We start from the raw sequence: 26126 nt of genomic DNA on the forward strand, positions 1-26126 counted from the left end.
CTTATTTACAATGCTAAACAAGACGCAAAAGCGGTGAGAGACTCGCAAAATCAAGTGCGATTGCTTTACTATCAAAGCTATGATTGCTACTCATTGTAATAATATATATCAAATACTCACCACATTCTTTCTCTCTCTTTCGTATAAGCTGTATTTTTTTTGCGATAGATTCTATACTTGCAAATGGCATACACAAAAAGATCATATTTTGCGTTGTATCTATAAAATCACAATGATGGCTATATTGCAGCTTAAAGCCCATTGACACCAACTCTAAAAATACCATATTTTCATACACTCGCACAAAATGTTTAGAATCTGCAAATTCACTTAGCGTAAAATCATAGAAATAAAGTTTATATTTCTTATTCGTATTTTGCGTATCAATATGCTTGCAAATATGCACGATATGATTTGTTTGCAAACTTTGCATTAAAGGATAGATTCTGTCCTTTGAGATTTTTATATGCTGCTTTAAATGCGTATAGATTCCATAGGTGCTTGTCTTTAAGGATTGCAAGGCTAACATATAGCTTAACGCTTTGGCTTCATCTTTTAAGCCAAACTGCATTGAACGCCATTTATATTCTCTCTTTTTATAATCTGGGAGTGAAAGCATTTCTATACTATTGCCTTCTTTAATGAAGTTTGATAGTAAAACATCAATATTTAGATTCTTAGAATCCATACTTAGATATTCTTCAAAGCTTAATGGTAACAAAGGCGATGGGCTAAAATCACTAGGACATGCCTGTATATCACCTATGTAGATACAAGGACAAGATACAGCTATATCATCACAATATTTTATTGAATCTAGAGTGATATTATCAACAATGAGTAATTCTAACTTTTGACTTACATTGTATAGGGCTTTTTTTGTATTTGCTATAAGAGTTTGTGAAAATAATGTAGCTAAATCCATGTAGAAAACATGCTGAAACTTTTGTGCATACCACAAAGCAAATGTAGTTTTACCGCTTTGTGGTGGTCCATATATAAAGGTTTTATCACTCTTTATATTCACACTGCGTGGAAAAAAATGCTTTAGCTTTGGAATCTCAATAGACATACTTCACTCACACAAGATTCTAAAAATACTCATCATAAAGCAACTTTACACACACAATAAGTGATACACCAACAACAAGGGGTTTGACTATCTTTATACCATAGCGAAGTGCAAGTCTAGACCCAAGATTTGCACCGATAAACTGCCCAGCACCCATAAGAAAGCCAAGCACCCATAGAATCTGTCCGCCTATGGCAAATACAAGCATAGAGGCAAGGTTTGAAGTGAAATTAAAAAGCTTTGCATGAGCTAATGCGTTTTTCAGTCCATATCCACCCAGCATGATTAAAGCAAGCATTAAAAATGAGCCAGTCCCCGGACCAAAAAAGCCATCATAAAAGCCAATCGCCCCAAGCACAAAATAAAGCAAAGCATGAGTGTAGCGGACATGACTTTGTTCTTCTGTAATCTTTGGAGAAAACAGAAAATAGAGTGCAAAGACAATCAGCAAAAAGGGGATACATTTCGCTAAAAATTGTGCTTCTAAAAACTGCACGAGCAGCGTCCCACCAGCCGCACATAAAAATACGCAAATAACAGGGGTAATATTATCTTTAAGAACTATATGTCCTTTTTTATAAAAGTGCATAGTCGCTGAAAAGCTACCAAAACAGCTTTGCAGTTTATTCACCCCTAAGGCTTGATGCGGTGGAATCCCAGCAAGAAATAAAGCAGGGATAGTAATCATACCCCCACCCCCCGCAATAGAATCTATAAATCCAGCACAAAAAGCCGCACAAAATAAAATCATATAAATATCTAAGCCCAAATCTCCTAACATGTTATTCCTTATAGTTCTTCTATAAATTAATTGTATCACAACACATAGGATAAAACAAGTTAGATTCTATGCCTTAGATTTTATATTGGGGATTTTTTACATATAATTTTTAGCTATAATACAACTTCATTTTTTGAATACATAATTAGGTAAATTCATGCTATTTTATAGAATCTTTTTTATATTTTTTGCCATATATGTGAGTGGTTGCGGCTATAAACCCATGTCATATTATGCAAATAAAGCCTTAGGTGAGAAAGTCTATGTAGAACTCATTGTCAATCTAGAGAATCCAGAAGAATCTGTAAAGATTAAAGACTTAGTAAATGAGGCGATTGTTTCGCGTTTTCATTCAAGGATAGCGAATAAGAGCGAGGCAGATTCTATCCTTAAGGTTAATGTAGAAAATATACAAGATACAATCATTGGCACAAATACACAAGGCATTGCGACTTTTTATCGCGTGTTTCTCAATATTTCCTTTAGCTTTAATCATAATGGAAAAGCATTTAACTTTGCAAATCAAGGTTATTATGACTATGCTGCCTCACTTGGTAGCCCAACAATCACCTATAACAATAGATCAAATGCAATCATTGAAGCAGCAAGGCAAAGTCTTGATAGATTCATATCTCAAATTGGTTATAGTGCATCCTTTTAATTTCTCTGTATTGGAATCCAAAGTTTAAACATAATCTTAAAAAGGATAGAATTATTGAGTGTGAATTGTATATGCGATGATTGCTTAAGCCTTTAAGATTCTACATAACATTAATGTATAATAACAATTTTTGTTTTATTGTGATAAAAAGTGTGTCATGCAAAGACGACTATGTAAAAATTACAAAAAGGGTAGTTATGAAAAAAAACAAGCAGAATCTATGTAGTCTTATATCTCAAGTGCGATCAAAAGTTATGCTTTTTGGCATTATTATATGCAGTAGCTTTTTTGTATTTACACAGCTTGTTTATGGCTTTGAAGACATAGGGGCAAAGATAGAAGCCATCGCCAAAAAGGCACATTCAGCGGGATTAAAGCCTGTGAGTGAGGGTGCTGAATTAGCTACATTGCAAAAAGGTATGTTTGATAAAAAGTCAGATTTTAGCTTTTCAGAGGCACAACTTGAGTTAGGTAAGATTCTCTACTTTGATCCGCGTTTAAGTAATGATGGTATGCGCTCATGCAACACCTGCCATAATATCGCTATGCAAGGCACAAGCACACTTGATAAAAGTCAAAATAACCCCCATCATTTAAATGTCCCGACAATTTATAACATGCTTTTTAATGATGCTGCCTACTACAAAGGACAAATAAAAAGACATGATAAACTAGATACAAACACAAGTAAATTTTTATCAAAAAATATTACTGCTAGGGCGACTTTACATGCACTAAAGGCAGATAATGAAATGAAAGGCAATATGCAAAAAATCATTCAAGGTATCACCAACTCAAAAGAGTATATGCGATATTTCATAAGGGCGTATGGCACGAAAGTAAAGGTTGATGAGAATCTTATCGCACAGACTTTGGCTGGTTTTATTATGAGTTTAAATGTAGTTACTCGCTTTGATGATTTTTTGAATGGGAATCTAAAAGCCCTTAGCATTAGTGAAGCTGAAGGGCTTGATATGTTTATTGAAAAGGGCTGTGTAACATGTCATAATGGCGTAAATCTTGGTGGGACAATGCAGCCTTTTGAAGTTATAGGTAAATATAAATTCAGTGATTTAGGGAAGTTTGGCACAGATTCTAATAAAATGCTGAAAGTCCCAACACTGCGTAATATCACTGCAACTGCACCATATTTTCATAATGGTGGATTTAGTAACCTTGATGATGCGATTAAAGAAATGGGGAGAATACAAATAGGCATTAATCTCTCGAATAAAGACATAGCAAAAATTATTGAGTTTTTAGAATCTTTAAGTGGTGAGATACGAACTATAACAATACCAACTTTGCCTAGAGCAAGTTTTTAATGGAACGAGTTTCTAAGACAATTTTAAAAAGTTATTTATAGAATCTAAAAAGCTAAATAAAGCCTGATAGAAGCTTTATAATTTATTGCCAACAATCTATTTCATAGAATCTTTTTATTCTAGATTCCAAACAGAAGGGTATCAAATGCGATATATTTTAATTAAACTTCCAAATTGGCTTGGCGATACAATGATGCTAACACCGACCATTGCTTGTATAAGGCGATTTTTCCCACAAGCAAAAATCATTCTCGTTGGTAATGCTTTGAGTGTGAGTTTATTTAACACGAATAAAACTTTTATAAAAATCTTTACTGATAAAAGTAAGCAAAAAAAAGGCATTATAAATCGCATTAGAGAGACAACTAAACTTGCAGGAGAGGTTAATAGCTATTTGCATGAAAATAATATAACACTTGATTGTGCGATAACTACGCAAAATAACTTTTTTTCAGCTTTTTTACTCTCAAAAATAGCGGTTAAAAAACGCATTGGCTATGGTGATAAAAATGCTTTTGGTATGCGTAAATTTCTCTTAACTCATATAGTCAAATATACAAGCGGTCGTCCGCCACTTTGCACACATCAGGTGTTAAGCTATATTCATTTATTGCTGCCGATTTTACCGCATAGTTTTTTTAAAGATTGCAAGTTAGATTCTAAAAGCGTGCATTACAATCCGCTTGCAAGTCGTGTGCAAAATATGCTTTATAATGAAGCAAAAGATTTACAACTCTACCTTCCTTTTACAGAGAAAAAGTCGAAAAAAAAGATTATTGCCATTAGCACAAGTGCGAGTTATGGAGATTCTAAAATGTGGCTTATTTCACATTTCATAGAAGTGATTGTAGATTTCATACACAAAGGCTATAATGTTAGAATCTATGGGGCTAAAGATGATATAGAGAGAAACGCACAGATAGAAAAAAGTGTGAAAGAAGCCTTGAAAGAAAGCGATTATGAAAGATTAGAGAATCTAAGCGGGAAAACTAGCATGCAAGAACTCATTCAATCTTTAAGTGAATGCAGACTTTATATCGGCAATGACAGCGGGACGACACATATTGCTAGAGCGCTAAATTTACCTAGCATTATTATCTTTGGTCCTATGCCCTTTTCTTGGTGTAGTCCTTGGAGTGTTTTAGAAACTGAAAAAAGGGGAGAATACTACATTACAGAAAATACGATTTCTATACAAAAAGATCTTTCATGTGTGCCTTGCAAACAAAAGACCTGCCCCCTAAAACACCATAATTGCATGAGACTAATCACACCGCAAGAGGTGCTAGACCTTGGATATAAGTTGCTGGAACTAGAATTCTATTAACTCTCTTAAAACATAGCAATTTAGGCGTTTATAGTATCGTAAAAAAGTGAAAATTGACACACTTGTGCGACACATTGACACATAAACTGCTAATTTTAGGAGTTTAAAATATGAAGTCTAACTACTTTATAGACAAAAGTTTATTAAAATCATTAAGCGTAGGTATAAAAGAGGCAATAGTTTTAGATTTTTTCTACTACTACAATAATCGTAATTGTAAAAGTTATCGTATAAGTATTACAAAGATAGCAGAACACTTAAACATAGCTCGGGGACATCTCTACAAAATCTTAGGGAAGTTAGTAAAAAGAGAATTAATTGTTAAGTCTTGCAAAGAGTATATGGTAACCCAAAACTATATAAGTGTAAGAAGAAAAAGTTTTAAAGAAGCACATAGCAACTCTCAAACTTCAAGTGATATTGTACCAAATTATGTTAATAAATATAGCAAAACAAAGCAAAAAAATATTGCAAATTTCACAGATACAGAAATGTATTCAAATGAATCAAAAGTGTATCCAAAAGAGTCAGTTTCTATACTATATAGAGATACAAATATACAAAACTCTAGCATATTAAATGCTAGAGTAGATATAAAAACAAATGCAAAATCAAAAATTAAAAATATTTTTGATTTGATTTGTTTGTTTAGGGGGGAGGGAGAGAAAAGTAATAGCCTTAAATCCTTTGTGATACCGCAGAAATTTATTGCAGACATCATTCAAACTTGCGATAAAGAGATTAAGAGAGCAAATAGTATCAATTTCTCTAGCTTGAAAAAGATACTTAGTGATGATGAGTATGAATTGTTTATGAATTATGTAAAAAAGACTATATAAAGTTATTCTGCTTTTTATATAGTCTATAATTACACTTACAAAACACTTTTTAAACATTCCAAAATATCAAATATAAAGGTAATCATAAAAATGAGTAGAAAAATAAGCATACCATATAAAGACATCATTCCAAAGTATCAAACAGGGTATTATTCAATATCAAAACTAGCTAAAGAATATAACATTTCAAAAAGCACATTATGCAAGTATATTAAACAAAATAATATAAGAATTAACGAACAGGCACAACATGCTACAAATGCCCTAAATAGCGGCTTTTCAACACTTGAAAAAATAATTAACGAACGAGGTTTGCAAATTAACGAACACTTGCAAAATATACAAAATAAAGGCTTAATTGATACACAAAATAACGATTTGATAGAATGTAAAAATATTAATACTTTAATAGTAAGTGAAGTTATAAACATAGTCAAACAAAAAAACCCTTATTTTGCGTATATATTCCAAGATTTAAGCAATAAGATTTTACATATATGTAATGATTTACTAGATAATGGAATCACAAATACAAAAGATTTAAAAAATATCACAAGTGCTATAAAAGACATTAACGACACATTGCAAGTTATTCCAAAACCCCCAGCATTCGCACAACAGATAAACATTAACAAAGACAATAATAACATTAACAATAATAAAGAGTTTGTTAAACATATTGAAGTAGAGATTGTAAGCAAATGAAAACTAGAATATATAAAGCTTTAAAGCCTTGTTTATATTGCTTTATAAGCCTTTGCATGTATATTAATGCCTTGCTTAGTTAGCATTGTTTGCATACTAAGAGCCGAGCATAAAAGCAATAAATACATTTAAGCCTTAGCATGTGTTAAGCATTAATATTGCATACTAGCATATACATTACATGCATAATAACATTAATGCTTATGCGTGTTTTCACAAATACAAATAAAGCTTTTGCAAAATACAAAGTATAAAAAACACTTGATACAAAATCATTTTTAAAGCGTTACAAATTAATTAATACTTTGATACAAATTAAAATTACATAAGCAAATAATGCTTTAATTTTTGCATTCTTTACTTAATGGATTTTATAAGCTTTTATTGTGTAGTTTTATATGCCTTTTAAGCACATAAAACATACTTTAATATGTAGTAATGTTTTGTGTATCCTTTTTTAGAATACATTCAAAAATACACATAAGATATAAACAAAAAAACATCATGTTGAAGTAAAAAAAAGGAATTATAACATATAAGCATATTATAAAACACAAACACATAAAACCCTTTATATAAGGCTTTTATGTGTTTGTGTGTTTTTTAGTTAGTGATTAAGTGTTTTTTTTGAGTTGCTAAGTGAATATAAAAAATCAATCCTTTACGCCAGAGATGATTTGCATGGAAGCAAAAAAGGATATGCCACACATAACACTTGATGATATTGCATTAATCATGGCAGAATCACCTATTGCAAATATTGATGAGTATGTGATAAAAATTGTAGAAAACAATAAAACATTAACAACGCTTAACTTTCTATCAAATCTTAGAAATGAAATATTGCAAAATGATTCAAGCACAATCAATTCTATACTCTTTAATTCCATAAAATCAATAGAACAAATCAATGATAGCATGGGAACAAACGAGCATATTAAAAGCTTTGCTGAATGGGAAAACTATCTCAAAGAACATGATACAAACAATGTGAGATACCAAATAGGGCTAAATTGTATCGATAATGCTTTAAAAGGCGGTATAAAGCTTAATCAGTTAATATTAATAGCAGGGGACGCTGAAAGTGGAAAAACAAGCTTAGGATTACAAATATTACATAATCTTAGCAAAAATCATAAAACTTGCTATTTTAGCCTTGAATTTAGTGCTAAAAGCTACATAGAAAGAAGCAATAAGATAGATAAAATCTTATTAAAAGAAAATCAAATAACACAAGATACATATAATGCAATGCGGATAAATAGATTCTTAGATACAGACACTAGAGAACTAAATAGACTAGAATTAGCCATAGCAAATCTAGCAAAGCAGGGTGTAAAGTTTTTCTTAATAGATTCACAAATGTGTATAGAAGTGCATGATGAAAAGTATGAAGTAGAAAAGCAAAATAAGAAATTTCAAGTATTGCATAAATTAGTCCAAAAGTATGAGATTGCAATATTTTTGATAGTCCAATACTCAAAAGCTAATAAATCATCGCCTTATGGAAGTGTTATAGGGCAATATGTGCCATCAATAATACTATCCATTGAAAAGAACGAGAAAGATGATGATTTTGAATACATAATCAACATTAAAAAGAATAAGCAAGAGGGAGTATTAGGAAAAAACAATGTAGAGTTTAATAGAAACACTCTCATGTTTGAAACGCCATTACACGACACAAGCAAGAATAGTAGTAGTGATATGAATAGATATTTTAAACAATCACACTCATATCCGCAAGGAAAAATTAAAGGAGAGCAAGAAATTAAAATGAGACCACAAGAAACAGAGCCACAGATACAAGTAGAAAAAGTTAATTTAGAGGGATTATTAGTTTAGAAAGGACACAATATGACAAACACAATAGAAAACACAAAAGAAATTCCATACAAAAGCTATCAAATAACAGGCACTAATGTGATTATAAAAGCAAAAGTGGATTTTAGTAATAATGAAGTAAAAATACTCACAGAAAACAACATATTAAAGACATATACAATCTATCAATTTTTTATACAGATGAATGCAAGAGAAATTAACACATAAGCATATAGCAATGAGAGACATAAAAATAAGAGGAAATAATATAGATAAAATCAAAATTGACTTTAAGCAAATAAAATCAGCGACATTATAGCGAGATTAAAAAATAAAGTCAAGTTTTTTTAGCCTTTTGTTTCTCTTTAGATTCTAAGGGTTATTTGAAATATTAATGTTAAAATAGGTTATAATGCTTTTAGCTTTTTTTGCTAAGGTTTGGCAGTATGAAAGAATATTATAAGGTATCAGCGGAAACATACAGGGCAGTAGCCTTATTTTTTGCAAGTATAGACGCAGGTTTGAGCGTTTTTATATATAATGATAGCAATTATAAAATATTGCCTTTATTTGCTTTATTTGTTTGTGTGTTTGCTACAATCCTTTTTATTATCCTTTATTATGATAATATGGAAAAATTGAAGCAAGAATTTAAATTACAGGAGCATAAAACATGAATATAAACGAAATTGCAGTAACTTTAAATTTTATTTGTATGTGTATGATTTTATGTTATGTTATATACAGAGAATTTAAAGCAAGAAAAGATATTAAAGAGAGCGAACAAAAGCAAAAATAACCACACTTTAACCCCTTAATACTTCAATAACCTTTTAATTTTACTTGAAAGGTTAAAACAATGTTAGGCTATAATGATTTTTACACTTTAGAAAACCTTGTTAATGTGCTATTAAGAGATAAGCACGAGCAAGAAATACAAGAAAACGAAACCGCACTGCTTGAAACAAAGCTGGAGAACATGGGCGAATCGGAGCTAAAAGAAGCTTTAAAAAATGGCTTTTTTGAGTTTATAAAAGCGGAGCTAACAACAAGGGGGCTAATATGAAAAAAGAAATCAGCGATTATACCTTTGACAGATTTTTAACAAAAATTTGCCCCTTTGGATATGGCGACATTTACAAGGCATTGGAGATATTAAGCGGAATCTACCGCGAGAGCGAGACCGCCGACAAATTAGCGGATTTATTCCATAAAAGCCTAGAAAGTGAAATTTTTACAGATTATGAAAAAGTAGATATTTGCTACCTAGCTATTAATCACACTTTAGAAAAGGCACAAGGCATACTAAATAGACTCGGCTATAATATAGACCTAAACGAGCTTTTAAACCCTTATTATGACAGCATGGCAAGTTTTTTTAATTGCGAATCGGATTCTACATTAGCGGACGCCTTAGAAATAGCAGTTGATTATAGCAACATGGAGCTACTACAAGCAATCATAAAAGGCGAAATTAGGCTAAGAAAGAAAGCATAAGGGGGGGGCAATATGAAAATATCAAAATTTTATGCGACAAGGCAGACAAACAGGACAACAGGTGCAACATATTATAACGCTATTTCATCACACAAAAGGAACATAACGGGCTTAAAATCCGCCTTATGTGTGTTTTTATGCCAAAGCAGTTTTAAAGGCGAGTTAGTAGAGTTTGGGACAATAGAAGCAAATAAAATTAGCTTTATATCAAACCACAAAAGCTTTAAAAAGCATAATGACATACAAGCCTTGCTAAAACATGTAAAAGAACAAGAGCCTATGACATGCTATTTTGAAAAGTGCATAAATGCTAAACATTGCATATTGTTAGACAACAAGAAAGGGGCGTAACATGCTACAACAACACATCAAAACACTAGAGAGAGCAAAGGGCGGAGTCTTGCGAGTTATTGACAGCTTACAAGAGCCTATAACAGAATTTTACGAAGTTACACTACTTCAACAAGAACAGGGGGTATTATATACGCTTGTTAGTGTAGGAAGCGTGGAAACAGCAACCAAGAATCTAACCGAAGCCGAGCAAACCGCTTTAATCTTAATGCGTGAAACAGGGCTAAAACATGCGATTATTAAGAACGCCAACGAGAAGCACCGAGTCGGACTCGACCATAAACAAGGGCTTGTTAAGTGGTAAGCCCACGCTAAAAAATCGGCGGAAAAGAATTATTTGTTATAGTTGCCTTGCTGCGCAAGGCAGAGATTAAAAAGTTTTTTTAATTATTATTAAAGTGTTAAATTAATAGTAATTAAAAAATAAATAAATGTTTAAAAAGGAAAGGATAAAAAATGTTACTAAGTGAAGTTTTAAAAGATGATGATTTAAGATTAAATGCAGAAGCGTTGGAAACAATAGCGGATAATTATCCCATTCTATTGAGTTTGCAAAGATTGGATTGTGAAGTAGAAATACAAAACAGAAAAGAGTATTCACATTATGGCACAGAGCAAGAAAGGGCAGAAATAATACAAGAACTAGAAAAGAAAAAAGAGAGTCAAGAGCTAGATTTTGATTTTCTAAAAGATGAGCTAGAGACTTTGCAATATCACATAAGTAGCACAGGGCATGCGTTATGTTGGTATGCAACAGCGGAAAAATTCTATGATGAAAACGAAAAAGAGATAAGCGAATATTTTGATAATCTTTGCAGTGAATGCGATACAAGCGGAACAGATTTTATACAAATGAGCGTTACAGAGACTCTAAACTCACCAGACATAGCAAAAAATAGAATCATTGAAGGATATTTACAAAGCCTAGCAAGTGAATTAATGGATTATGAAATAAGCGAAAGCGATTTAGAATCACAAGATAGCAAAACAGAATAAAGGGGGGAGAATGAAAACTATTTTTTATATATGCAATGTAATGCAAAATGATTATTCAATGCAGATTTTAAAAAAGCTATTTTGTGAAAAGGATATTATTTTTTGCTTATCAGTGCTTTACCCAACATATCAAAAAGAATCAGCACAAAAGCTTAACGAGCTAATAGAAAACGAGTTAGCAAAGACAAGGGCAGAATCTCAAAATATAGATATATTAGAGATAACACAAGAACATTTAAAAAGCGTATTGCTAGACAAGGAGTAAAAGACATGAAAACAAAAATACAAATTATTGATTGTTTTGTAGCAGAACAATTACAAGGCGAATATTACAGCGGATTTACACGCAGTAGAGTTTTTGTAAGCATAAGTTTAAAAGACATGATTAACTATCTAGCAAAGACATACAAAGAAGCGGAGCTAGACAGCAGAGACAGCAAAAAAAGAATATACGAACATTTTACAAGCGGTAATAATCGTATATTTTTAGACAGCAAAGACAGCGACATAACAGAACTAACAATCCATAAAGAAAAAATGTTAGTTAATGATAAAAACGAATTTTCATCACTTGAATTTTACAAAGCCGATGAAATCGTAGAAATATAGTGAAAGTGAAACAGATTCTAGCATAGATACAAATATGCAAGAAACACAAGAAGCAGAAACAGAGTCAACAGAAGCAGAAATACAAACAGACTTTAATGCAGAAAACACAGAATCTAGCATTAAAGACAATGAAACACAATTAGATAAAGCAGAGTTTGAAGCAAACACAGAAAACAAATATATAAACGAAATGCAATCTATTATCTAAAGAAGCTAATATCACAGATAAAGACACAATAGAAAAGATTATGTGTTTAAAAGATGATATAAGCAAACATGTTAAACTTATAGAATCGTTGCATAATGAGAAAGAAGCAAAAATAGAATTTGAAAAGATTTTTAAATTACATTTTATAGATATTGCAATGACATATCCACAAGCATATAATGGGATAGCAAATAATCAAATATTAAAAGAAAAATTAAAAGAAGTAATCTTTGAAGCAATCAAACAAGAAAACACAGAATCTATTGCAAGAAAAGATTTTTCTAACAAAGCTTTACAGAACACAGAATCTAAACAAGAACTAGATTTAAAAGCTAAAAAGAAATCATTGCTAACTTTTAGCATGAAAGATATATCTTTATCGCATAAACAGCATAAAAGCCTTACAGACTACAAGCATATAGATAGCTTTAATAGTGTAATTGAAAAAAGGGTTATAAAGGCAGTCCACCAAAAGCGAAAGCTAAAAGCGGGGCGAAGCGGGGCTAAAAACACCACGCAACCCAGCCCCACCCAAGTTTTTTTGTAAAAGTTGAAGTGTTATGCTACAATAATTTAAAATATTTTATGATAAATTATCATAAAAAATACATTAATAAAAAGGATTAGGACATGAAAACAATAATTGAAAGAATTGAAAATGAAATAATAGATAGGATAAAGTCTTTGCAAATCCACCTTGATGATGAGCTTATATTTTGTGAATTGACAGCAAGCGAACAAGAGAAAATCGTTGAAAATATCAAGCAGGAGCTAAAAAAACTAGAGAATCTGGTATTGCAAAATATACACCAAGAGATTAGTTGGCAAGAGATTGAAAAGACACAAGAATACCAAGATGAAATGGAGAGAGTTGAAAGGCTTGAAAGAATGGAGGAGTTTCAATTAGAAATGTGGAAAGAAACAGATGAAGCACAGGATACAAATCCAAAAATTAAGCTAAATCTTATTACAAGAATAGCAGATGAAGCTTTAATAATGGCAAGAAAAATGCTAAATGAGAGAGGATATACCCATGCTATCGTTTCTAATGTTAATGAGAGTATGCAAATAGTGCGAAATGATAAAAAACAAGAAATTATTACATACAACATTAATGCAAAAACAAAAGCAGGGCAAAGCGAGAGCTAAAAGCGGAGCGGAAGCAGGGCGAAAAACACCACGCAACCCAGCCCCACCCAAGTTTTTGTGAGTAGGTAAAAGTATTTTATGATATTTTATAATCTTTTATGATTAATTATCATAAATAGACATGATTTAAAATAGATAATAGTGTTTTAAGATTAAAAATGTTGTTTTAATGTTAAAGATGATATTTTGCGTTAAAATAATGTTTTTAACATTGTATTTCATATTAAAGGATATATAATGATTATTGCAATAGCAAATGAGAAAGGCGGAAGTGGTAAAACTACTTTAAGTGTGAATCTAGCTATACAATTTAGCATGGATAAAAAGGAAGTGTTATTGTTAGATACAGACCCACAAAGAAGCAGTGAAGCTTTTTGTAATGTGAGGACTAATGAGAATAAAGATTTAACTTTTCATTGCTTATCAAAGATAGGCGACTCATTAGCAAAAGAAGTGAAAAGCTTAGAATCTAAATATGATATTATCATTATAGATACAGGCGGTAGAGATTCTAAAGAAATGCGATTAGCTTTGATTGTAGCAGATATTGTATTAATACCGCTTATCCCTAGTCAATATGATATTATGGTGTTAAGCAAGATGAATGAGATATACGAACAAGCTAGAGTGTTTAACGAGAAGTCAAAAGCTTATATCATCGTTACAAAAGCTAGTCCTAACCCATTCTTACAAAAAAAGGTGGATAATCTAAAAACATATATTAGAGAACAAAAATTAGAGAATTTGTCTTTAATGGATTCAGTAATATATGAGAGAGAAGCATATAGAAATGCAGTAGAATATGGCATAGGAATAACTGAATTTTGCAATAAAAGTGATAAGGCATATACAGATTTTATGAATCTGTATAAAGAAATATGCAAGAGTATGAAATAAATTATAATAAATTATGTTGATTTATAATAAAATATTATAATTTATCATGATTTATCATAAATTATGAGAAAGGATATACATGACCTTAATAGTCGAAAATGTAAAAAAAGAATATGTAGAGGCATTTAAGGGGTTATCTAGTGGTGTTAAAGCCAACATGAAAGTATTTGTAGAATATAATAATACAAATGATAATCTCACAAAAAATGACTATACAGATGAGTTGAAACAAGAAGTGTTAGTAGATAAAACACAAAACAACACAAATGAAAGGATAGACAATGTTTAAAAAAGTGAATCTAAAACAAAAAGCAGAAAATATAGATTCTGATAAATTACAAGAATTTATCAATAATGCAAGTGGCAGTGAGCCTACTAGAAAAATAGGTGGCGTGAAAAAAGGTATGATTCTAAAAGATGAGAAAGACAAAAGAGTAAAAAGAATAACGCTTTATCTCACACAAGAAGAGTATGAGTATATAGAAAATATTGCTAAATCATATAGAATGACAACAACAGAATACTCAAGGACTAAGCTTTTAACAGATGATAAGCCAATAGAGATTATTTAAGAAATAAAGGACAAAAAATGGAGACAAGGAAAAAAATAAAGGTGGCAGACCTAGAAAAGAACCTACATTTAATCGTAGCTTTAGAATTAACCAAGAATTGAAAGAATTTTGCGAGAGCCTTGACAACACAAACCAATTTATTCAAGATTTAATTGTTAAAAGCAAGGAAACAAAGACCAGCCAAGTCTATTTTAAAGGCAAGTGCTAAATATCATACATTTTAGTGTTCAATACCTTTATTTTTATCATTTTGCAATGCGGTTTAGATTCTATTTTGGAATCTTTTGCAGTATCTTTTATAGAATCTTTTTTAGCATAAATGTTATAACCATATTCCTTGTTGAGATAAGCCTTAAACACACTAATTTACCTTAGAATATCTATATTCAAATTGACAAATCTTACCACATGAAGTAAGACTGATTAAACCTAATGGGAATCCAAATTTGTTTGCAATCTTATACTTCTTATGCGTATAATTTTATCACAAACACATTTTATAGTATCATATTATAAAAATTTGTAAAAATTTATATATAGGCATTTTATGTTATCCTACATTTTTAAGAGAATCTTTTTAGTTATACCTACCTTGCTTGGTATTATCACGCTTAATTTTTTCATCATTCAGTTAGCACCCGGTGGTCCTGTGGAGCAAATGAGTGCGAGGCTTACAAATACTCTGCAAGGTGAGAGTAATGCTGGGAGTATAAGGCTATCAAGCTATCAAGGTGCAAAGGGGCTTGATTCTGCTCTCATTACGCAATTAAAGGAAATGTATGGCTTTGATAAGCCCATTTTAGAGAGATTTTTTATCATGCTGAAAAATTATATGCGATTTGATTTTGGAGAGAGTTTTTATAGGGAGGCTCGTGTGCTTGATATTATTAAAGAAAAGCTGCCTGTATCAATCACACTTGGAATCTTTAGCACACTCATTATCTATCTTATAAGCATTCCGCTTGGCATTATTAAAGCGTTATATAGCAATAGCCCATTTGATACTTTTACTAGTGTTTGCATTACGCTTTTGTATTCTATCCCGCCGTTTTTGTTTGCTATTTTGCTAATTGTCCTATTTGCTGGAGGGAGTTTTTGGGATATATTTCCACTGAAAGATTTAGTTAGTCAAAATTTTCATGAGATGGGTTTGTGGGATAAGATAAAAGATCTTTTATGGCATATTACTCTGCCGCTTATTTGCATTTGTGTTGGCGGGTTTGCAAGTCTTACTCTACTTGTTAAAAACTCATTTCTTGATGAGATAAATAAGGGTTATGTGCTACTTGCAAGAAGTAAGGGGGCAAGCAATATGCGTGTGTTGTATCTGCATATATTTCGCAATGCCATGCTGTTACTTATTACGCTTTTCCCTGCTACTTTTATTGGTATGTTTTTTAGCTCTAATCTGTTGATAGAGATTATTTTTAATCTCGATGGGCTTGGGCTGCTTGGCTATGACAGCGTGATTACTAGAGATTATCCTGTTGTATTTGGCACACTTTTTATTTTTACGCTTATTGGTTTATTTGCTAATATTATTGGCGACTTGCTTTATATGGTTGTTGATCCGCGTATAGATTTTGATAAGGCGTAGATTCTAAAGGATAATAATGCAGTATTTTATCTATCAAGAAAACACAGCACAATCTAAAGAAGAGATAATTTTTGAATGTAAAGGCTCAAAGTTTATAGCCTTGCTTTTCCCACTTGATATAGCTACAAATACAACTCTAGATTCTAATCAAATATTAAGAAATGACATATTAGCAAAGCTTCAAGCCGCACATAAAAAAGCAGTGCATTTTGTATGGGCGTTTAGAATCTTAAATGAATATCAGCAAATAATAGAGGGCAGTAGTGATGATGGCGAACCTAAAGGGAGTGCTGGAGTGCCTATGCTTGAAGTCTTGCGTGGTAAAGGCTTAATCAATATCTTTTGTGTTTGCATACGCTATTTTGGTGGCACAAAGCTTGGCGTTGGGGGATTAGTAAGGGCATATACACAAGCGACATTGCAAACTATCACTTTAGCTGAAAATCTAGGACAAATCCTGCCCTATCAAGCTAAAGATACCATAAGCATTCATGTAAAAAGCAGTGCGTATAATAAAATCCTGCATTTAGCTACACAACATCAACTTGAAGTGATTGATAGAGAGTTTCTACAAACTAGCATTACCTTGCAACTACAAGGGAGTGCTACAAATTTAGAAAATTTTTCAAAAGAGTATAAGAATCTTTATTATGATAGTATATGTCATAAAATGCAACATATTGGCAAATGCATTAACGCATTATAATATATAGAATCTTCTTAGTCCCCTATTCATAACTCTTCGATATTTCTGCAAAAATAGATTCTACATTCTTAATATAATCACTACTCATAGGGTTAATAAGAATGACTTTAGCCCCCATAGTCTTTGCAAGTGTTGCTATATCTTTATTATTACTTTCTGCAAAGACTTTTTTAATCCCTGCTTTTTTACCAAAGTCAGCAAGACTTAGAATCTCTTTCATGCCATAGGTTTTTCCATGTTGCTCTAGGGCATGCTCTATTAATCCATATTCAGCAGCTGCTTCATCAAATAATGGGTGAAAGACTATGAAGTCTTTATGTGGCATTTTCTCTAAATGCGATTTTATTTTCCGCTCTAAAATCTCTAATGCATGGTATATTTCCTTTGCATTTTCAGTGTAGAAACTTGCATTTTGCGGATCTTTTGAAGCTAATGCAATGGTAATAATGTTTGTAATCTCTCTAGCATTCTCGATACTAAGCCATAGGTGCATTTGATCCTTTTTGTTTAAGTCTTCATGCAGCATTACAATTTCTAGTATATTTTGCTGTTTATTTGCCTTTAGAATCTTTGGTAGCCATATATTTTCAAAAGGCATGCCTATACCGATAAATATATCGCTATTTGCTAGAGTTTGCATGTCTTTAAAGCTTGGTTCATAAGTCTCTGCATTTTTATTTTGTGGCACGATGATGTGAATATCTGCCCTAGATTTTGCGATCCCTTGCACGAAAAAAGAAAGTGGTGGGATACTCACACTTACTTGTAATTTCTTTGCGTATAAAAGATGACACACGCTACACATTGTGATAATAACAATTAAAAACTTTTTCATACATAACCCCTAGACTTTCTACATGAATGGAATCTGCTATAATACTACAAAAATTAGAGATTCACACATAAAAACGGAGATTTACATGAATATAGCAATCACTGGGGGTGGCACAGGCGGACATTTAGCAATCGCAAGGGCATTGGGCGAAGAGTGCAAGAAGCAGGGTATCACTACACTCTATATAGGTGGGACAAAAGGGCAGGATAAGCAATGGTTTGATAATGAAAGCACACCTTTTACACATACTGCCTTTTTAGATTCTATGCCGGTTGTTAATCAAAGCTTTTTTGGTAAATGGAGTGCGTTAGCAAAAAATATTACAGAATCTTTGAGTGCAAAAAAGCTTTTAAAAGAACATAATATTAATGCGTGTATTAGTGTCGGTGGATTTAGTGCAGCGACAGGGAGTTTTGGGGCGATTTTTAGCAGGATTCCATTTTTTATACATGAGCAAAATGCGTGTATGGGATCGCTAAATAAGCTTTTAAAGCCATTTGCAAAAAGTTTTTTCTCAAGCTTTGAGTATCCTAATGTTACCCTTACGCCTTATCCTATTAATAGTGATTTTTTTATGAAGCAAAGAGAGAGAGATACGCTTAAAACTATCGCCTTTTTTGGTGGCTCTCAAGGTGCAAAAGCGATTAATGAACTAGCATTAAATCTTGCCCCCTTACTTAAAGAGAAAAATATAAAAATCCTGCATCAAGCAGGAAAAATAGATTATGAAAACACTTATAAAGCCTATGTTGAAAAAGGCTTCAATTTAGCAGATTCTATGCAGGATTTTAAAAGTGGCAATAAGGATATATTTGTATTTGATTTTAGCAGGGATATGGCAGAACTTATGAATATGGCTGATTTTTGCATTAGTCGTGCTGGAGCATCAAGCCTTTGGGAACTTGTGAGCAATGGCTTACCCACACTTTTTATACCCTACCCATACGCAGCAAAAAATCATCAATATTTTAATGCAAAAAGCCTTATTGATAAAGACTTAGCACTGCTTTACACACAAGATGAAATTTCACGCATTGATATAAACGATTTAGCACAAAAAATCACACAAATAAATCTTTCTGCTATCTCAAAGTCGCTTATCACAATGGCACAGCAAAATGGTGCTGAATGTATCATTAATCACATAAGGCAATATCTTAAGAATTAGAATCTTATAACAAATAAAAGCTTTGTAATTTTAAGTTATAATCTCACATATTAAAAAAATATTAATATTTTGGAGTTTATAACTATGACAAAAAAGCAAATAAGTGCGGTAGCATTATTTAGTGGTGGATTAGATTCTATGATTTCTATGCAGTTGTTGCACGAGCAAGGCATTAAGGTATATGCGCTAAATTTTAACATAGGCTTTGGTAGTAATAAGGATAAAAGTGAGTATTTTTATAACGCAGCTAAGCAAGTTGGGGCAGAACTCATACAGATAAATATCGCAAAGCAGTTTTTTGATAATATTCTATTTAAGCCGCAATATGGCTATGGGAAGTATTTTAATCCATGTATTGACTGCCATGCAAATATGTTTTCACACGCATTTGCGAAAATGGTAGAGCTTGGGGCTGATTTTGCCATCAGTGGTGAAGTATTAGGGCAGAGACCAAAAAGTCAAAGAAAAGAGGCAATGGATCAAGTAAAAAAGCTTGTAAGAAAAATCGGGGAAAATCCCCTATATGATTCTATCCTAAGTCGAGATGGAAGTAATCCTAGTAAGCCAAAAACACTTGATGAGTTAATCCTTCGCCCTATGAGTGCCAAACTCATGCCAGAAACCTTTCCTGAAAAAATGGGTTGGGTAGATAGAGAGAGATTGCTTGATGTAAGTGGGAGAGGCAGACAAAGACAGCTTGACTTACTCAAAAAATATGGTTGGAAATACCATGAAAAGCCCGGCGGTGGCTGTCTCTTAACAGATACTTCAGTCGCCCTAAAGATTAAGGATATGCAAGCACATAGAAAAGTGGTATTTGAAGATGTTGCATTATTTAAAATCGGTCGCTACATGGTGCTAGAAAATGGCACAAGGTGCGTTATCTCACGCAATGAAGAAGAGGGCAGAAAGCTTGATATAGAGCATGAATTTATGGATAAAATAGAATTACAAGATATACAAGGACCTATGGCGTTAGTGGAGAAAAACGCACATAAAGATGATAGAATCTTAGCCGCAAGAATTGTGCTTGGCTATGCGAAAACACAGCTTGATAAGTCGTATAATGTGCGTATTGGCGATGAGGTTTTAACGCTTATGCCCTATGCAAAAGAAGAGGCAAGTAAGTTTTTGCTTTTACAATCCTAACTTAAGGGGGCAACATGGTCTCGTATGTGTTTTATGATGATACAGATTGTGGCGGTATCGTATATCATGCAAATTACCTTGTCTTTTGTGAGCGGGCGCGCTCTTTACTCTTTTTTGAAAAAGGCATGCTTCCGCATAATACAAAACATGGCTTTGTAGTCAAAGAGATAGAATCTAGCTTTATAAAAACACTGCATTTAGGCGATAAATATAAAGTGCAAACTACACCTTTAGAGATAAAAAGTGCTTCACTGATTTTAAAACAAGAAATATTTAGAATTGCTACATGTAATACTGCACTAGATACACCAGAGCTTGTTTTTAGCCTAAAAGTAAAACTCGCACACATTGACATTCATACAAAAAAGCCATGCAAAATTACAGATTCACTGCAAGATGTTGCCGGGTTTTTTACTTGTGAGTGATTCTGTATATAGATTTATGTGATGCTTTAGAATCTTAGATTACATACTTAATCATGCTTGTATTTATAATTTACTGAGTTTCTCTCTTATAGCTTGAAAATATCTCTTCTCTTTTACATAAAAACCTACTTCACATAAGATTCAAATATGTTTTCAATCTTTATAATAATTTCTATGTAAAATGCAAAATTAGATCATAAAATTTAGATTACATATTGTGTTTGTTACTTTTTGTATCTATTTCTAAGTGCCTTGTCATGCGTTATTGAATGATTTTTTATATAAAAAATACAATTTTTATGCAAAAAATTTAAATTACATATTGTGTTTTTAAATTTTTATGCCATAATTGCACCATAACATTACAAAAAGGAAACACAATGGGCAATATTTTAGGATTTCCACGAGTTGGACAAAATAGAGAGTTAAAAAAGGCGTTGGAGAGCTTTTGGAGTGGCAAAAGCACACAAAGTGATTTAGAATCTGTGGCAAAGGCATTGCGAGAAAAGCACTGGGCGGAGCAAAAGGATTTGGATTTTGTATGTGTGAATGACTTTAGCTTGTATGATAATGTGCTAGATTTAGCATACTCGTTAAACGCAAAACCTAAACGATTTAAGGATTTAAGCGGGTTAGAGGGCTATTTTGCAATGGCAAGAGGGCATAAGAATGGCGTGGCTTGTGAGATGACAAAGTGGTTTAATACAAACTATCACTATGTCGTGCCAGAGCTAAGTGAAGATGATAACTACAAGGCAGATATAAGCAATATTAAAGCCTATTATAATGAAGCAAAAGCACTAGGTTTCAATCCTAAAATCTCACTCATTGGGCTTTTTACATTTTTTGGGCTAAGTAAGATTGCAAATGGGAATCCTACTGCGATTTTTAATAAGCTAAAAGCGGCGTATTTGGAGTTAATAAAAGAAATTGCAAAGCTAGATTCTAAAGTCGTTATTGAGTTTAGTGAGCCGCTTTTTGTGCGTGGGCTAAACAAAGAGATTTTTAGTGGCATTGATATAGAATCTGAAGTATTAAATGTTTATAACGCCATTGCAGATAGCGGCATACAGGCGATTGTAAGCACATTTTTTGAGCATAGCAATGAGCTTACAAAAATCCTTGTAAAGTCAAAAGTTGCAGGGCTTGGGCTTGACTTTATCTATGGGGAGAAAAATAAAGAGAGTTTAGATTTAATCGCACAGAGTGATAAGATTCTCTACGCGGGGGTTGTTGATGGGCGAAATATTTGGGTAGCAGATATTGAATCTAAGCTTAAACTTTTAGAATCTATTAGTGCGATTGTGCCAAAAGATAGGGTTGTAGTGAGTGCTTCTTGCTCACTTTTGCACCTGCCTTTTAGTAAAGAGGGAGAAAATAAGATTGAAAAAGAGATTTTATCGTGGCTAAGCTTTGCTAGAGAGAAGATTACTGAGCTTTGTGCGATAGAAAAGGCGTATAGAGGGAGCTTAGATTCTGCTACACAAAGCTTTTTAGAGCAGAATAAAGCGATAAATCAATCTCGCAAAAACTCTAGTAAAACGCATAATACAACTATACGCCAAAGAGTAGAATCTTATAGTATAAAAGAGCGAAGTCTGCCTTTTAAAGAACGCATTAAGATTCAAAAAGAAGCTTTTCACTTCCCACTTTTGCCAACCACAACGATTGGCTCATTCCCGCAAACTAGCGAAATAAGGGCATTGCGTCTAGGCTATAAAAAGGGCGAGATAAACAAGGCAGAGTATGAAAAAGGCATAAAGGCGTATATCAAGGATTGCGTGGAATTTCAAGATTCTATTGGGCTTGATGTGTTGGTGCACGGGGAGCCGGAGCGAAATGATATGGTGGAGTATTTTGGAGAGCAGTTAAGCGGCTTTGTGTTTAGCGCAAATGCGTGGGTGCAAAGCTATGGTAGCCGCTGTGTGAAGCCCCCTATCATTTATGGCGATGTGGAGCGTCCTAAGGCGATGACGATTGAGTGGATAACTTACGCGCAAAGTCTTACGCAAAAAGTGATGAAAGGAATGCTAACCGGTCCTGTAACGATTTTAAACTGGAGCTTTGTGCGTGATGACTTGAGTAGAAAGGAAGTCTGCGAGCAGTTGGCTTTGTGTATTGCCGATGAGATTGATGACTTGCAAAAGGCGGGGATTAAAGTTATACAAGTTGATGAAGCGGCATTCAAAGAGGGCTATCCTTTGAGAGCTGAAAATATCAAGGATTATGAATCTTGGGCGTTGTCGTGCTTTAAAACTTCTGTGGCGATTGCTACGCCAAAGACGCAGATTCACACGCATATGTGTTATAGCGAGTTTAATGACATTATTAAAACCATTGAAGCCCTTGATGCCGATGTGATTAGCATTGAGACTGCACGAAGTGGCAATGAGCTACTAAAAGTCTTTAAGCAAGTAGGCTATACAAATGAAGTGGGACCGGGCGTATATGACATACATAGCCCTAGAATCCCAAGTGTTGAAGAGCTAGTAACACAGATTAACGCTCTACTTGAAGTGTTGCCAAAAGAGCAGCTATGGATAAATCCAGATTGTGGGCTAAAAACTAGGAAGTGGGAAGAGGTGAAGCCAAGTCTGCAAAATATAGTAGAGGCAGTGAAAAAAGTGCGTGGCTAGGGCATTCAGTATTGAGCGATAAATCGGCGATTCTGCGTTCGCCAACTGCGGCACTTACGCTGAAGTAAGCTTCTTGTTGGCTCACTTGAAACGCCGATTTACTAAAGAAACCTGCTGTGGCTTCGCCTTGCACCGCTTCGCTGGTTTTCTCATCTCAATCCTTAGAATGCCAAGATTCAAACAATGTGGATTCTAGCATTGCAGAATCTTACGCAAATTCTATGTTTTTTGTCATTTTGAGCCTTTGAAAAAGACGAAAAATCTAAAAGGCTTAGAATCTCAATCAGATTCCACAATCGCCAAAGTGGCAAAGCACGACTTTGCCACCATAAAAATCAATGTTACACGCAAAGCGTGTAAGTCCCACTCTCGCCCCTCTCGTGGTGTGTAGCTTTGGGAATAAGGTGGCAGCAGTGCCACCGCCAAAGCGAAGTGTGATAGGGAATAGCGAGGCTCTCCCCTTGATTGCCGATGTAGCTTTGCAAATCCCGTAAGGGTAAAAAGTGGCGACTTTTTCGGGGCTAAGGGGAGCGGGGAGGGGATAAACCCCTTTTTGCGAAAAAAAGAAAGCATAGAAAAATAAAGAGAAATTAGAAAATTTAGCAAGTGGCAGGAGATTCGTAAAAAACTAAAATAAAAAGGATAGAAAATGTTAGAGCAACTCATCACTAAACTCCAAAGTAACGAGCCATTTTTAAGCGTAGAAGTCTCGCCAAGCCTTAGCTCTACAATCGGGCAAAGCGTAATAGATGAGTTAGAATCTTTAAGCCAAGCAGATTGTTTTGTTTGCACAGATTCCCCACTTGCACGGCTCAAACCCTCTTCAATCCTAAGCTCTATCAAGCTACAAAATGCCCTAAAAAAGCCCTTAATCTGCACGCTTTCAATGCGAGATAGAAACTCCATTGCCTTGTGTGGCGATATTTTGGGGGCAAATGAGTTTGGACTTCGCTCCTTTTTAAGTCTTAGTGGCGATGGGGTGAAAAATGGCGATTGTGCGGGGGCTAAGGGCGTATTTGAAGAAAGTTCTCTAAAACTAGGCAGGATTATAGATGGGCTAAATCAAGGCATAGCAGCAAATGGCAAGGTGCTAAAGGATAGCGTGGAGACAATCTATAATTTTTCAGTTATTAATTCCTATGCCAACAACACAGAATCTTTAAAAAAGAAAATGCTAAAAAAGCTTAGTAATTCAGCGGTGCAAGGGCTTTTTACTCAACCTGTATTCTCACTTGAAGCCGCAAGGTTTTTACTTGAGAGTATGGAATCTATAAATAAAGAGCTAGGGCAAAACTGCGTGATGATTCTAGGATTTTTCCCTGTGCTAAGTTATAAGGTGGCGTTATTTTTGCGGGATAAACTGCCCGGCGTGTATATCCCAAATGAATGGGTGCAAAAGCTAGAAAAGGCGAGTATTAAAGGCAAAGAAGTAGAGCGAAAAATCGGCTTAGAGCTATCAAGGGAGCTTTTTAAGGATTTACAAACATTGCATAATAAATTCCACTTTATGAGTGCGAATAAACCGAGTTTGCTAAGGGAGTTTGTGCAGGATTAAAGATATTAATACAATCTCTTATCTATACTTACAAAAAAATGACAAAGATATAATCGTATTGCCCCCCCCATTAAAACTTTATTGTTGCAGACTTTATGCCTAAAAAGCAGAAAAGTAGCCTAGAGTAGTGTAACCTTACCCTTATGCGTGGTAAGTATGCCCTGTGTTTTTAGGGTTTTTAGGGTGCGGGATAGGGATTCTGGTGCGATATTTAGGGCGTTTGCGATGTGTCGTTGGGTGAGTGTGTGGAGGCTATCTTTGTTGTGTGAGAGATAGCTTAGGACTTTTTCTTGCAAACTTTGATTTTGCAGGGCAATGTGAGATTCTAGAATCTGTATCTTTTTACATAATGAAGTGATAAAAAGCAAACAAATCTCGCTATTACCCAAACAATGCGTGTGGAAACTCTCTTGGCTTATAGCGATAATCTCGCATATTGAGGCACATTCGGCATTTGCTGGATAGGGGCTTTGCATAAAAAAGGGCATTTCAGCGATGAATTGCGGAGATGAAAGTGTGTGTAGCGTTAGCTGTGTGCTTGAGATATGCTCCTTTGTCTTATAAAGTCGCACTTTGCCGCTAAGAAGTAGGTATAAATGCGTAGGCATAGCACCTTGAAGGAATAGAATCTCGCCGTTTTGATATGTGCGTTTATTGCCGATTTGCTCTAAAATATTAAAAAGTTTTTGCATACATAATCCTTTAAAAATAGAGAATCTTAACATATATCAATGTTTTCTTGTGTAATTTTGTCTAGCATTGCATTGGGATTCTATTATCATTGATGAAAGGAATAAAATGGAAGCAATCTATCCGTATATGCTTACGCTGCATTTGCTTTGTGCGATTATATTTTTAGGATTTATTTTCACCGATGTGGTGTTGCTTAGTCCGCTAAAAAAGGCACTTGGCGATGAGTTAGCCGATAAGATCTTTAGTATTGTCTCAAAGCGGGGTGTGAAGATAATGCCCCTTTGTCTGCTTTTGCTGCTGCTGAGTGGTGGGGCGATGATAAGCCGCTATGTAGGCACAACGCAAGGATTTTTTGACTCGGCTTTGCAGGTGCTATTGATGATAAAAGTCGTGTTGGCGTTGTGTATTGTGTGTATGGTGGTTGTGTCTTTGTCGTGTAAGTTTTTAGGACTAAAAAATCCATTGGCAAAGAGCATTCATAAGGTGGCTTTGGTGCTTGGATTTTTCATCGTGGTGTTAGCAAAAATGGCATTTTATATGTGAAGTTAA

Annotated in this window: 35 protein-coding genes and 1 pseudogene; 31 read left to right on the forward strand and 5 right to left on the reverse strand. The window is 33.7% G+C overall.

What is annotated here, in order from left to right:
* Positions 1–13: 13 nt before the first annotated feature.
* The gene (locus XJ32_RS00755; protein ID WP_077388006.1) at positions 14–1072 is read right to left on the reverse strand and encodes an ATP-binding protein; all 1059 of its coding nucleotides are present in this window, start codon (positions 1070–1072) and stop codon (positions 14–16) included.
* 19 nt (positions 1073–1091) lie between these two features.
* Positions 1092–1853, reverse strand: a complete 762-nt coding sequence (locus XJ32_RS00760; RefSeq protein WP_077388007.1) for a TSUP family transporter — start codon at positions 1851–1853, stop codon at positions 1092–1094.
* Between the two features lie 157 nt (positions 1854–2010).
* Here XJ32_RS00760 and lptE point away from each other — a divergent pair, with 157 nt between their 5' ends.
* The 21 genes from lptE (at position 2011) to XJ32_RS00860 (ending at position 14813) form a co-directional block, all read left to right on the forward strand.
* On the forward strand, positions 2011–2514 hold the full coding sequence (lptE, locus tag XJ32_RS00765; protein ID WP_004088720.1) for an LPS assembly lipoprotein LptE: 504 nt from the start codon (positions 2011–2013) through the stop codon (positions 2512–2514).
* 197 nt (positions 2515–2711) lie between these two features.
* Positions 2712–3839 (forward strand): cytochrome-c peroxidase, encoded by a 1128-nt coding sequence (locus XJ32_RS00770; protein ID WP_077388008.1) that lies wholly within the window; start codon positions 2712–2714, stop codon positions 3837–3839.
* A 145-nt stretch (positions 3840–3984) separates the two neighbouring features.
* Complete coding sequence (locus tag XJ32_RS00775; protein WP_077388009.1) at positions 3985–5166, forward strand: glycosyltransferase family 9 protein; 1182 nt, start codon at positions 3985–3987, stop codon at positions 5164–5166.
* A gap of 110 nt (positions 5167–5276) precedes the next feature.
* Positions 5277–6005: a MarR family winged helix-turn-helix transcriptional regulator gene (locus XJ32_RS00780; protein ID WP_077388010.1), complete on the forward strand. Its 729-nt coding sequence runs from the start codon at positions 5277–5279 to the stop codon at positions 6003–6005.
* A gap of 90 nt (positions 6006–6095) precedes the next feature.
* On the forward strand, positions 6096–6710 hold the full coding sequence (locus XJ32_RS00785) for a helix-turn-helix domain-containing protein (protein WP_077388011.1): 615 nt from the start codon (positions 6096–6098) through the stop codon (positions 6708–6710).
* A gap of 699 nt (positions 6711–7409) precedes the next feature.
* Complete coding sequence (locus XJ32_RS00790) at positions 7410–8555, forward strand: ATPase domain-containing protein (RefSeq protein WP_167619977.1); 1146 nt, start codon at positions 7410–7412, stop codon at positions 8553–8555.
* A gap of 12 nt (positions 8556–8567) precedes the next feature.
* Positions 8568–8762 carry a hypothetical protein gene (locus tag XJ32_RS00795; RefSeq protein ID WP_077388013.1) on the forward strand — a complete coding sequence of 65 codons (195 nt, stop codon included), beginning with the start codon at positions 8568–8570 and terminating at the stop codon, positions 8760–8762.
* A 218-nt stretch (positions 8763–8980) separates the two neighbouring features.
* On the forward strand, positions 8981–9211 hold the full coding sequence (locus XJ32_RS00800) for a hypothetical protein (RefSeq protein WP_077388014.1): 231 nt from the start codon (positions 8981–8983) through the stop codon (positions 9209–9211).
* A gap of 182 nt (positions 9212–9393) precedes the next feature.
* The gene (locus tag XJ32_RS00805) at positions 9394–9600 is read left to right on the forward strand and encodes a hypothetical protein (protein ID WP_004089408.1); all 207 of its coding nucleotides are present in this window, start codon (positions 9394–9396) and stop codon (positions 9598–9600) included.
* Complete coding sequence (locus XJ32_RS00810; protein ID WP_077388015.1) at positions 9597–10031, forward strand: hypothetical protein; 435 nt, start codon at positions 9597–9599, stop codon at positions 10029–10031. Before XJ32_RS00805 ends, XJ32_RS00810 begins: the two co-directional genes overlap by 4 nt.
* A gap of 12 nt (positions 10032–10043) precedes the next feature.
* Positions 10044–10382 (forward strand): hypothetical protein, encoded by a 339-nt coding sequence (locus XJ32_RS00815; protein WP_077388016.1) that lies wholly within the window; start codon positions 10044–10046, stop codon positions 10380–10382.
* A 1-nt stretch (position 10383) separates the two neighbouring features.
* Positions 10384–10686, forward strand: coding sequence for a hypothetical protein (locus XJ32_RS00820; protein WP_020995565.1), 303 nt, complete (start codon positions 10384–10386; stop codon positions 10684–10686).
* 152 nt (positions 10687–10838) lie between these two features.
* On the forward strand, positions 10839–11378 hold the full coding sequence (locus XJ32_RS00825) for a hypothetical protein (protein ID WP_254422401.1): 540 nt from the start codon (positions 10839–10841) through the stop codon (positions 11376–11378).
* 10 nt (positions 11379–11388) lie between these two features.
* Entirely contained in the window at positions 11389–11643 is a 255-nt protein-coding gene (locus XJ32_RS00830) for a hypothetical protein (protein ID WP_254422402.1), read from the forward strand.
* Positions 11644–11648: 5 nt separating this feature from the next.
* Positions 11649–11987 (forward strand): hypothetical protein, encoded by a 339-nt coding sequence (locus XJ32_RS00835; protein WP_077388017.1) that lies wholly within the window; start codon positions 11649–11651, stop codon positions 11985–11987.
* Between the two features lie 34 nt (positions 11988–12021).
* A complete protein-coding gene (locus tag XJ32_RS11620; RefSeq protein WP_155761414.1) occupies positions 12022–12195 on the forward strand; it encodes a hypothetical protein in 174 nt (57 codons plus the stop codon).
* Between the two features lie 40 nt (positions 12196–12235).
* The gene (locus XJ32_RS00840; protein ID WP_077388018.1) at positions 12236–12742 is read left to right on the forward strand and encodes a hypothetical protein; all 507 of its coding nucleotides are present in this window, start codon (positions 12236–12238) and stop codon (positions 12740–12742) included.
* An 83-nt stretch (positions 12743–12825) separates the two neighbouring features.
* On the forward strand, positions 12826–13344 hold the full coding sequence (locus XJ32_RS00845) for a hypothetical protein (RefSeq protein WP_077388019.1): 519 nt from the start codon (positions 12826–12828) through the stop codon (positions 13342–13344).
* A gap of 237 nt (positions 13345–13581) precedes the next feature.
* On the forward strand, positions 13582–14241 hold the full coding sequence (locus XJ32_RS00850; protein WP_077388020.1) for an AAA family ATPase: 660 nt from the start codon (positions 13582–13584) through the stop codon (positions 14239–14241).
* A gap of 79 nt (positions 14242–14320) precedes the next feature.
* On the forward strand, positions 14321–14530 hold the full coding sequence (locus XJ32_RS00855) for a hypothetical protein (protein WP_077388021.1): 210 nt from the start codon (positions 14321–14323) through the stop codon (positions 14528–14530).
* The gene (locus XJ32_RS00860; RefSeq protein WP_077388022.1) at positions 14523–14813 is read left to right on the forward strand and encodes a plasmid mobilization protein; all 291 of its coding nucleotides are present in this window, start codon (positions 14523–14525) and stop codon (positions 14811–14813) included. The genes XJ32_RS00855 and XJ32_RS00860 overlap by 8 nt, the downstream gene beginning before the upstream one ends.
* A gap of 204 nt (positions 14814–15017) precedes the next feature.
* Here the strand turns inward: XJ32_RS00860 and XJ32_RS11625 are convergent, their stop codons facing one another.
* A complete protein-coding gene (locus tag XJ32_RS11625; RefSeq protein ID WP_155761415.1) occupies positions 15018–15173 on the reverse strand; it encodes a hypothetical protein in 156 nt (51 codons plus the stop codon).
* A gap of 187 nt (positions 15174–15360) precedes the next feature.
* Here XJ32_RS11625 and yejB point away from each other — a divergent pair, with 187 nt between their 5' ends.
* Both yejB and XJ32_RS00870 read left to right on the forward strand, forming a co-directional pair.
* Entirely contained in the window at positions 15361–16410 is a 1050-nt protein-coding gene (yejB, locus tag XJ32_RS00865; protein ID WP_077388023.1) for a microcin C ABC transporter permease YejB, read from the forward strand.
* A gap of 16 nt (positions 16411–16426) precedes the next feature.
* Positions 16427–17116 (forward strand): IMPACT family protein, encoded by a 690-nt coding sequence (locus XJ32_RS00870; protein ID WP_077388024.1) that lies wholly within the window; start codon positions 16427–16429, stop codon positions 17114–17116.
* 22 nt (positions 17117–17138) lie between these two features.
* Here XJ32_RS00870 and XJ32_RS00875 read toward each other — a convergent pair whose 3' ends face one another.
* The gene (locus tag XJ32_RS00875; RefSeq protein WP_077388025.1) at positions 17139–17951 is read right to left on the reverse strand and encodes a metal ABC transporter solute-binding protein, Zn/Mn family; all 813 of its coding nucleotides are present in this window, start codon (positions 17949–17951) and stop codon (positions 17139–17141) included.
* A gap of 85 nt (positions 17952–18036) precedes the next feature.
* Between XJ32_RS00875 and XJ32_RS00880 the strand changes: the two genes are divergently transcribed.
* From XJ32_RS00880 to XJ32_RS00910, 7 genes and pseudogenes are all read left to right on the forward strand, one after another.
* A complete protein-coding gene (locus tag XJ32_RS00880) occupies positions 18037–19119 on the forward strand; it encodes a UDP-N-acetylglucosamine--N-acetylmuramyl-(pentapeptide) pyrophosphoryl-undecaprenol N-acetylglucosamine transferase (protein WP_077388026.1) in 1083 nt (360 codons plus the stop codon).
* A gap of 84 nt (positions 19120–19203) precedes the next feature.
* Positions 19204–20268: a 7-cyano-7-deazaguanine synthase gene (locus XJ32_RS00885; protein ID WP_077388027.1), complete on the forward strand. Its 1065-nt coding sequence runs from the start codon at positions 19204–19206 to the stop codon at positions 20266–20268.
* A gap of 14 nt (positions 20269–20282) precedes the next feature.
* Positions 20283–20693, forward strand: coding sequence for an acyl-CoA thioesterase (locus tag XJ32_RS00890; protein WP_077388028.1), 411 nt, complete (start codon positions 20283–20285; stop codon positions 20691–20693).
* 380 nt (positions 20694–21073) lie between these two features.
* Entirely contained in the window at positions 21074–23329 is a 2256-nt protein-coding gene (gene metE / locus XJ32_RS00895; RefSeq protein ID WP_005218815.1) for a 5-methyltetrahydropteroyltriglutamate--homocysteine S-methyltransferase, read from the forward strand.
* Positions 23329–23526 (forward strand): annotated as a pseudogene (locus XJ32_RS13375) (thiamine pyrophosphate-dependent enzyme); the annotation flags it as partial. The gene metE and the pseudogene XJ32_RS13375, both read left to right, overlap by 1 nt.
* Positions 23527–23573: 47 nt before the next feature.
* On the forward strand, positions 23574–23720 hold the full coding sequence (locus tag XJ32_RS11630) for a hypothetical protein (protein WP_155243509.1): 147 nt from the start codon (positions 23574–23576) through the stop codon (positions 23718–23720).
* 258 nt (positions 23721–23978) lie between these two features.
* Complete coding sequence (locus tag XJ32_RS00910) at positions 23979–24884, forward strand: methylenetetrahydrofolate reductase (RefSeq protein ID WP_077388029.1); 906 nt, start codon at positions 23979–23981, stop codon at positions 24882–24884.
* 119 nt (positions 24885–25003) lie between these two features.
* Here XJ32_RS00910 and XJ32_RS00915 read toward each other — a convergent pair whose 3' ends face one another.
* Complete coding sequence (locus XJ32_RS00915) at positions 25004–25576, reverse strand: Crp/Fnr family transcriptional regulator (protein ID WP_077388030.1); 573 nt, start codon at positions 25574–25576, stop codon at positions 25004–25006.
* Positions 25577–25682: 106 nt separating this feature from the next.
* On the opposite strand from XJ32_RS00915, the gene XJ32_RS00920 reads away from it, so the two are divergent.
* On the forward strand, positions 25683–26120 hold the full coding sequence (locus tag XJ32_RS00920; protein WP_077388031.1) for a copper resistance protein CopD: 438 nt from the start codon (positions 25683–25685) through the stop codon (positions 26118–26120).
* The last annotated feature ends 6 nt before the right edge of the window (positions 26121–26126 follow it).

The organism is Helicobacter bilis, assembly GCF_001999985.1.
In the GTDB taxonomy this organism is placed as follows: domain Bacteria; phylum Campylobacterota; class Campylobacteria; order Campylobacterales; family Helicobacteraceae; genus Helicobacter_A; species Helicobacter_A rappini.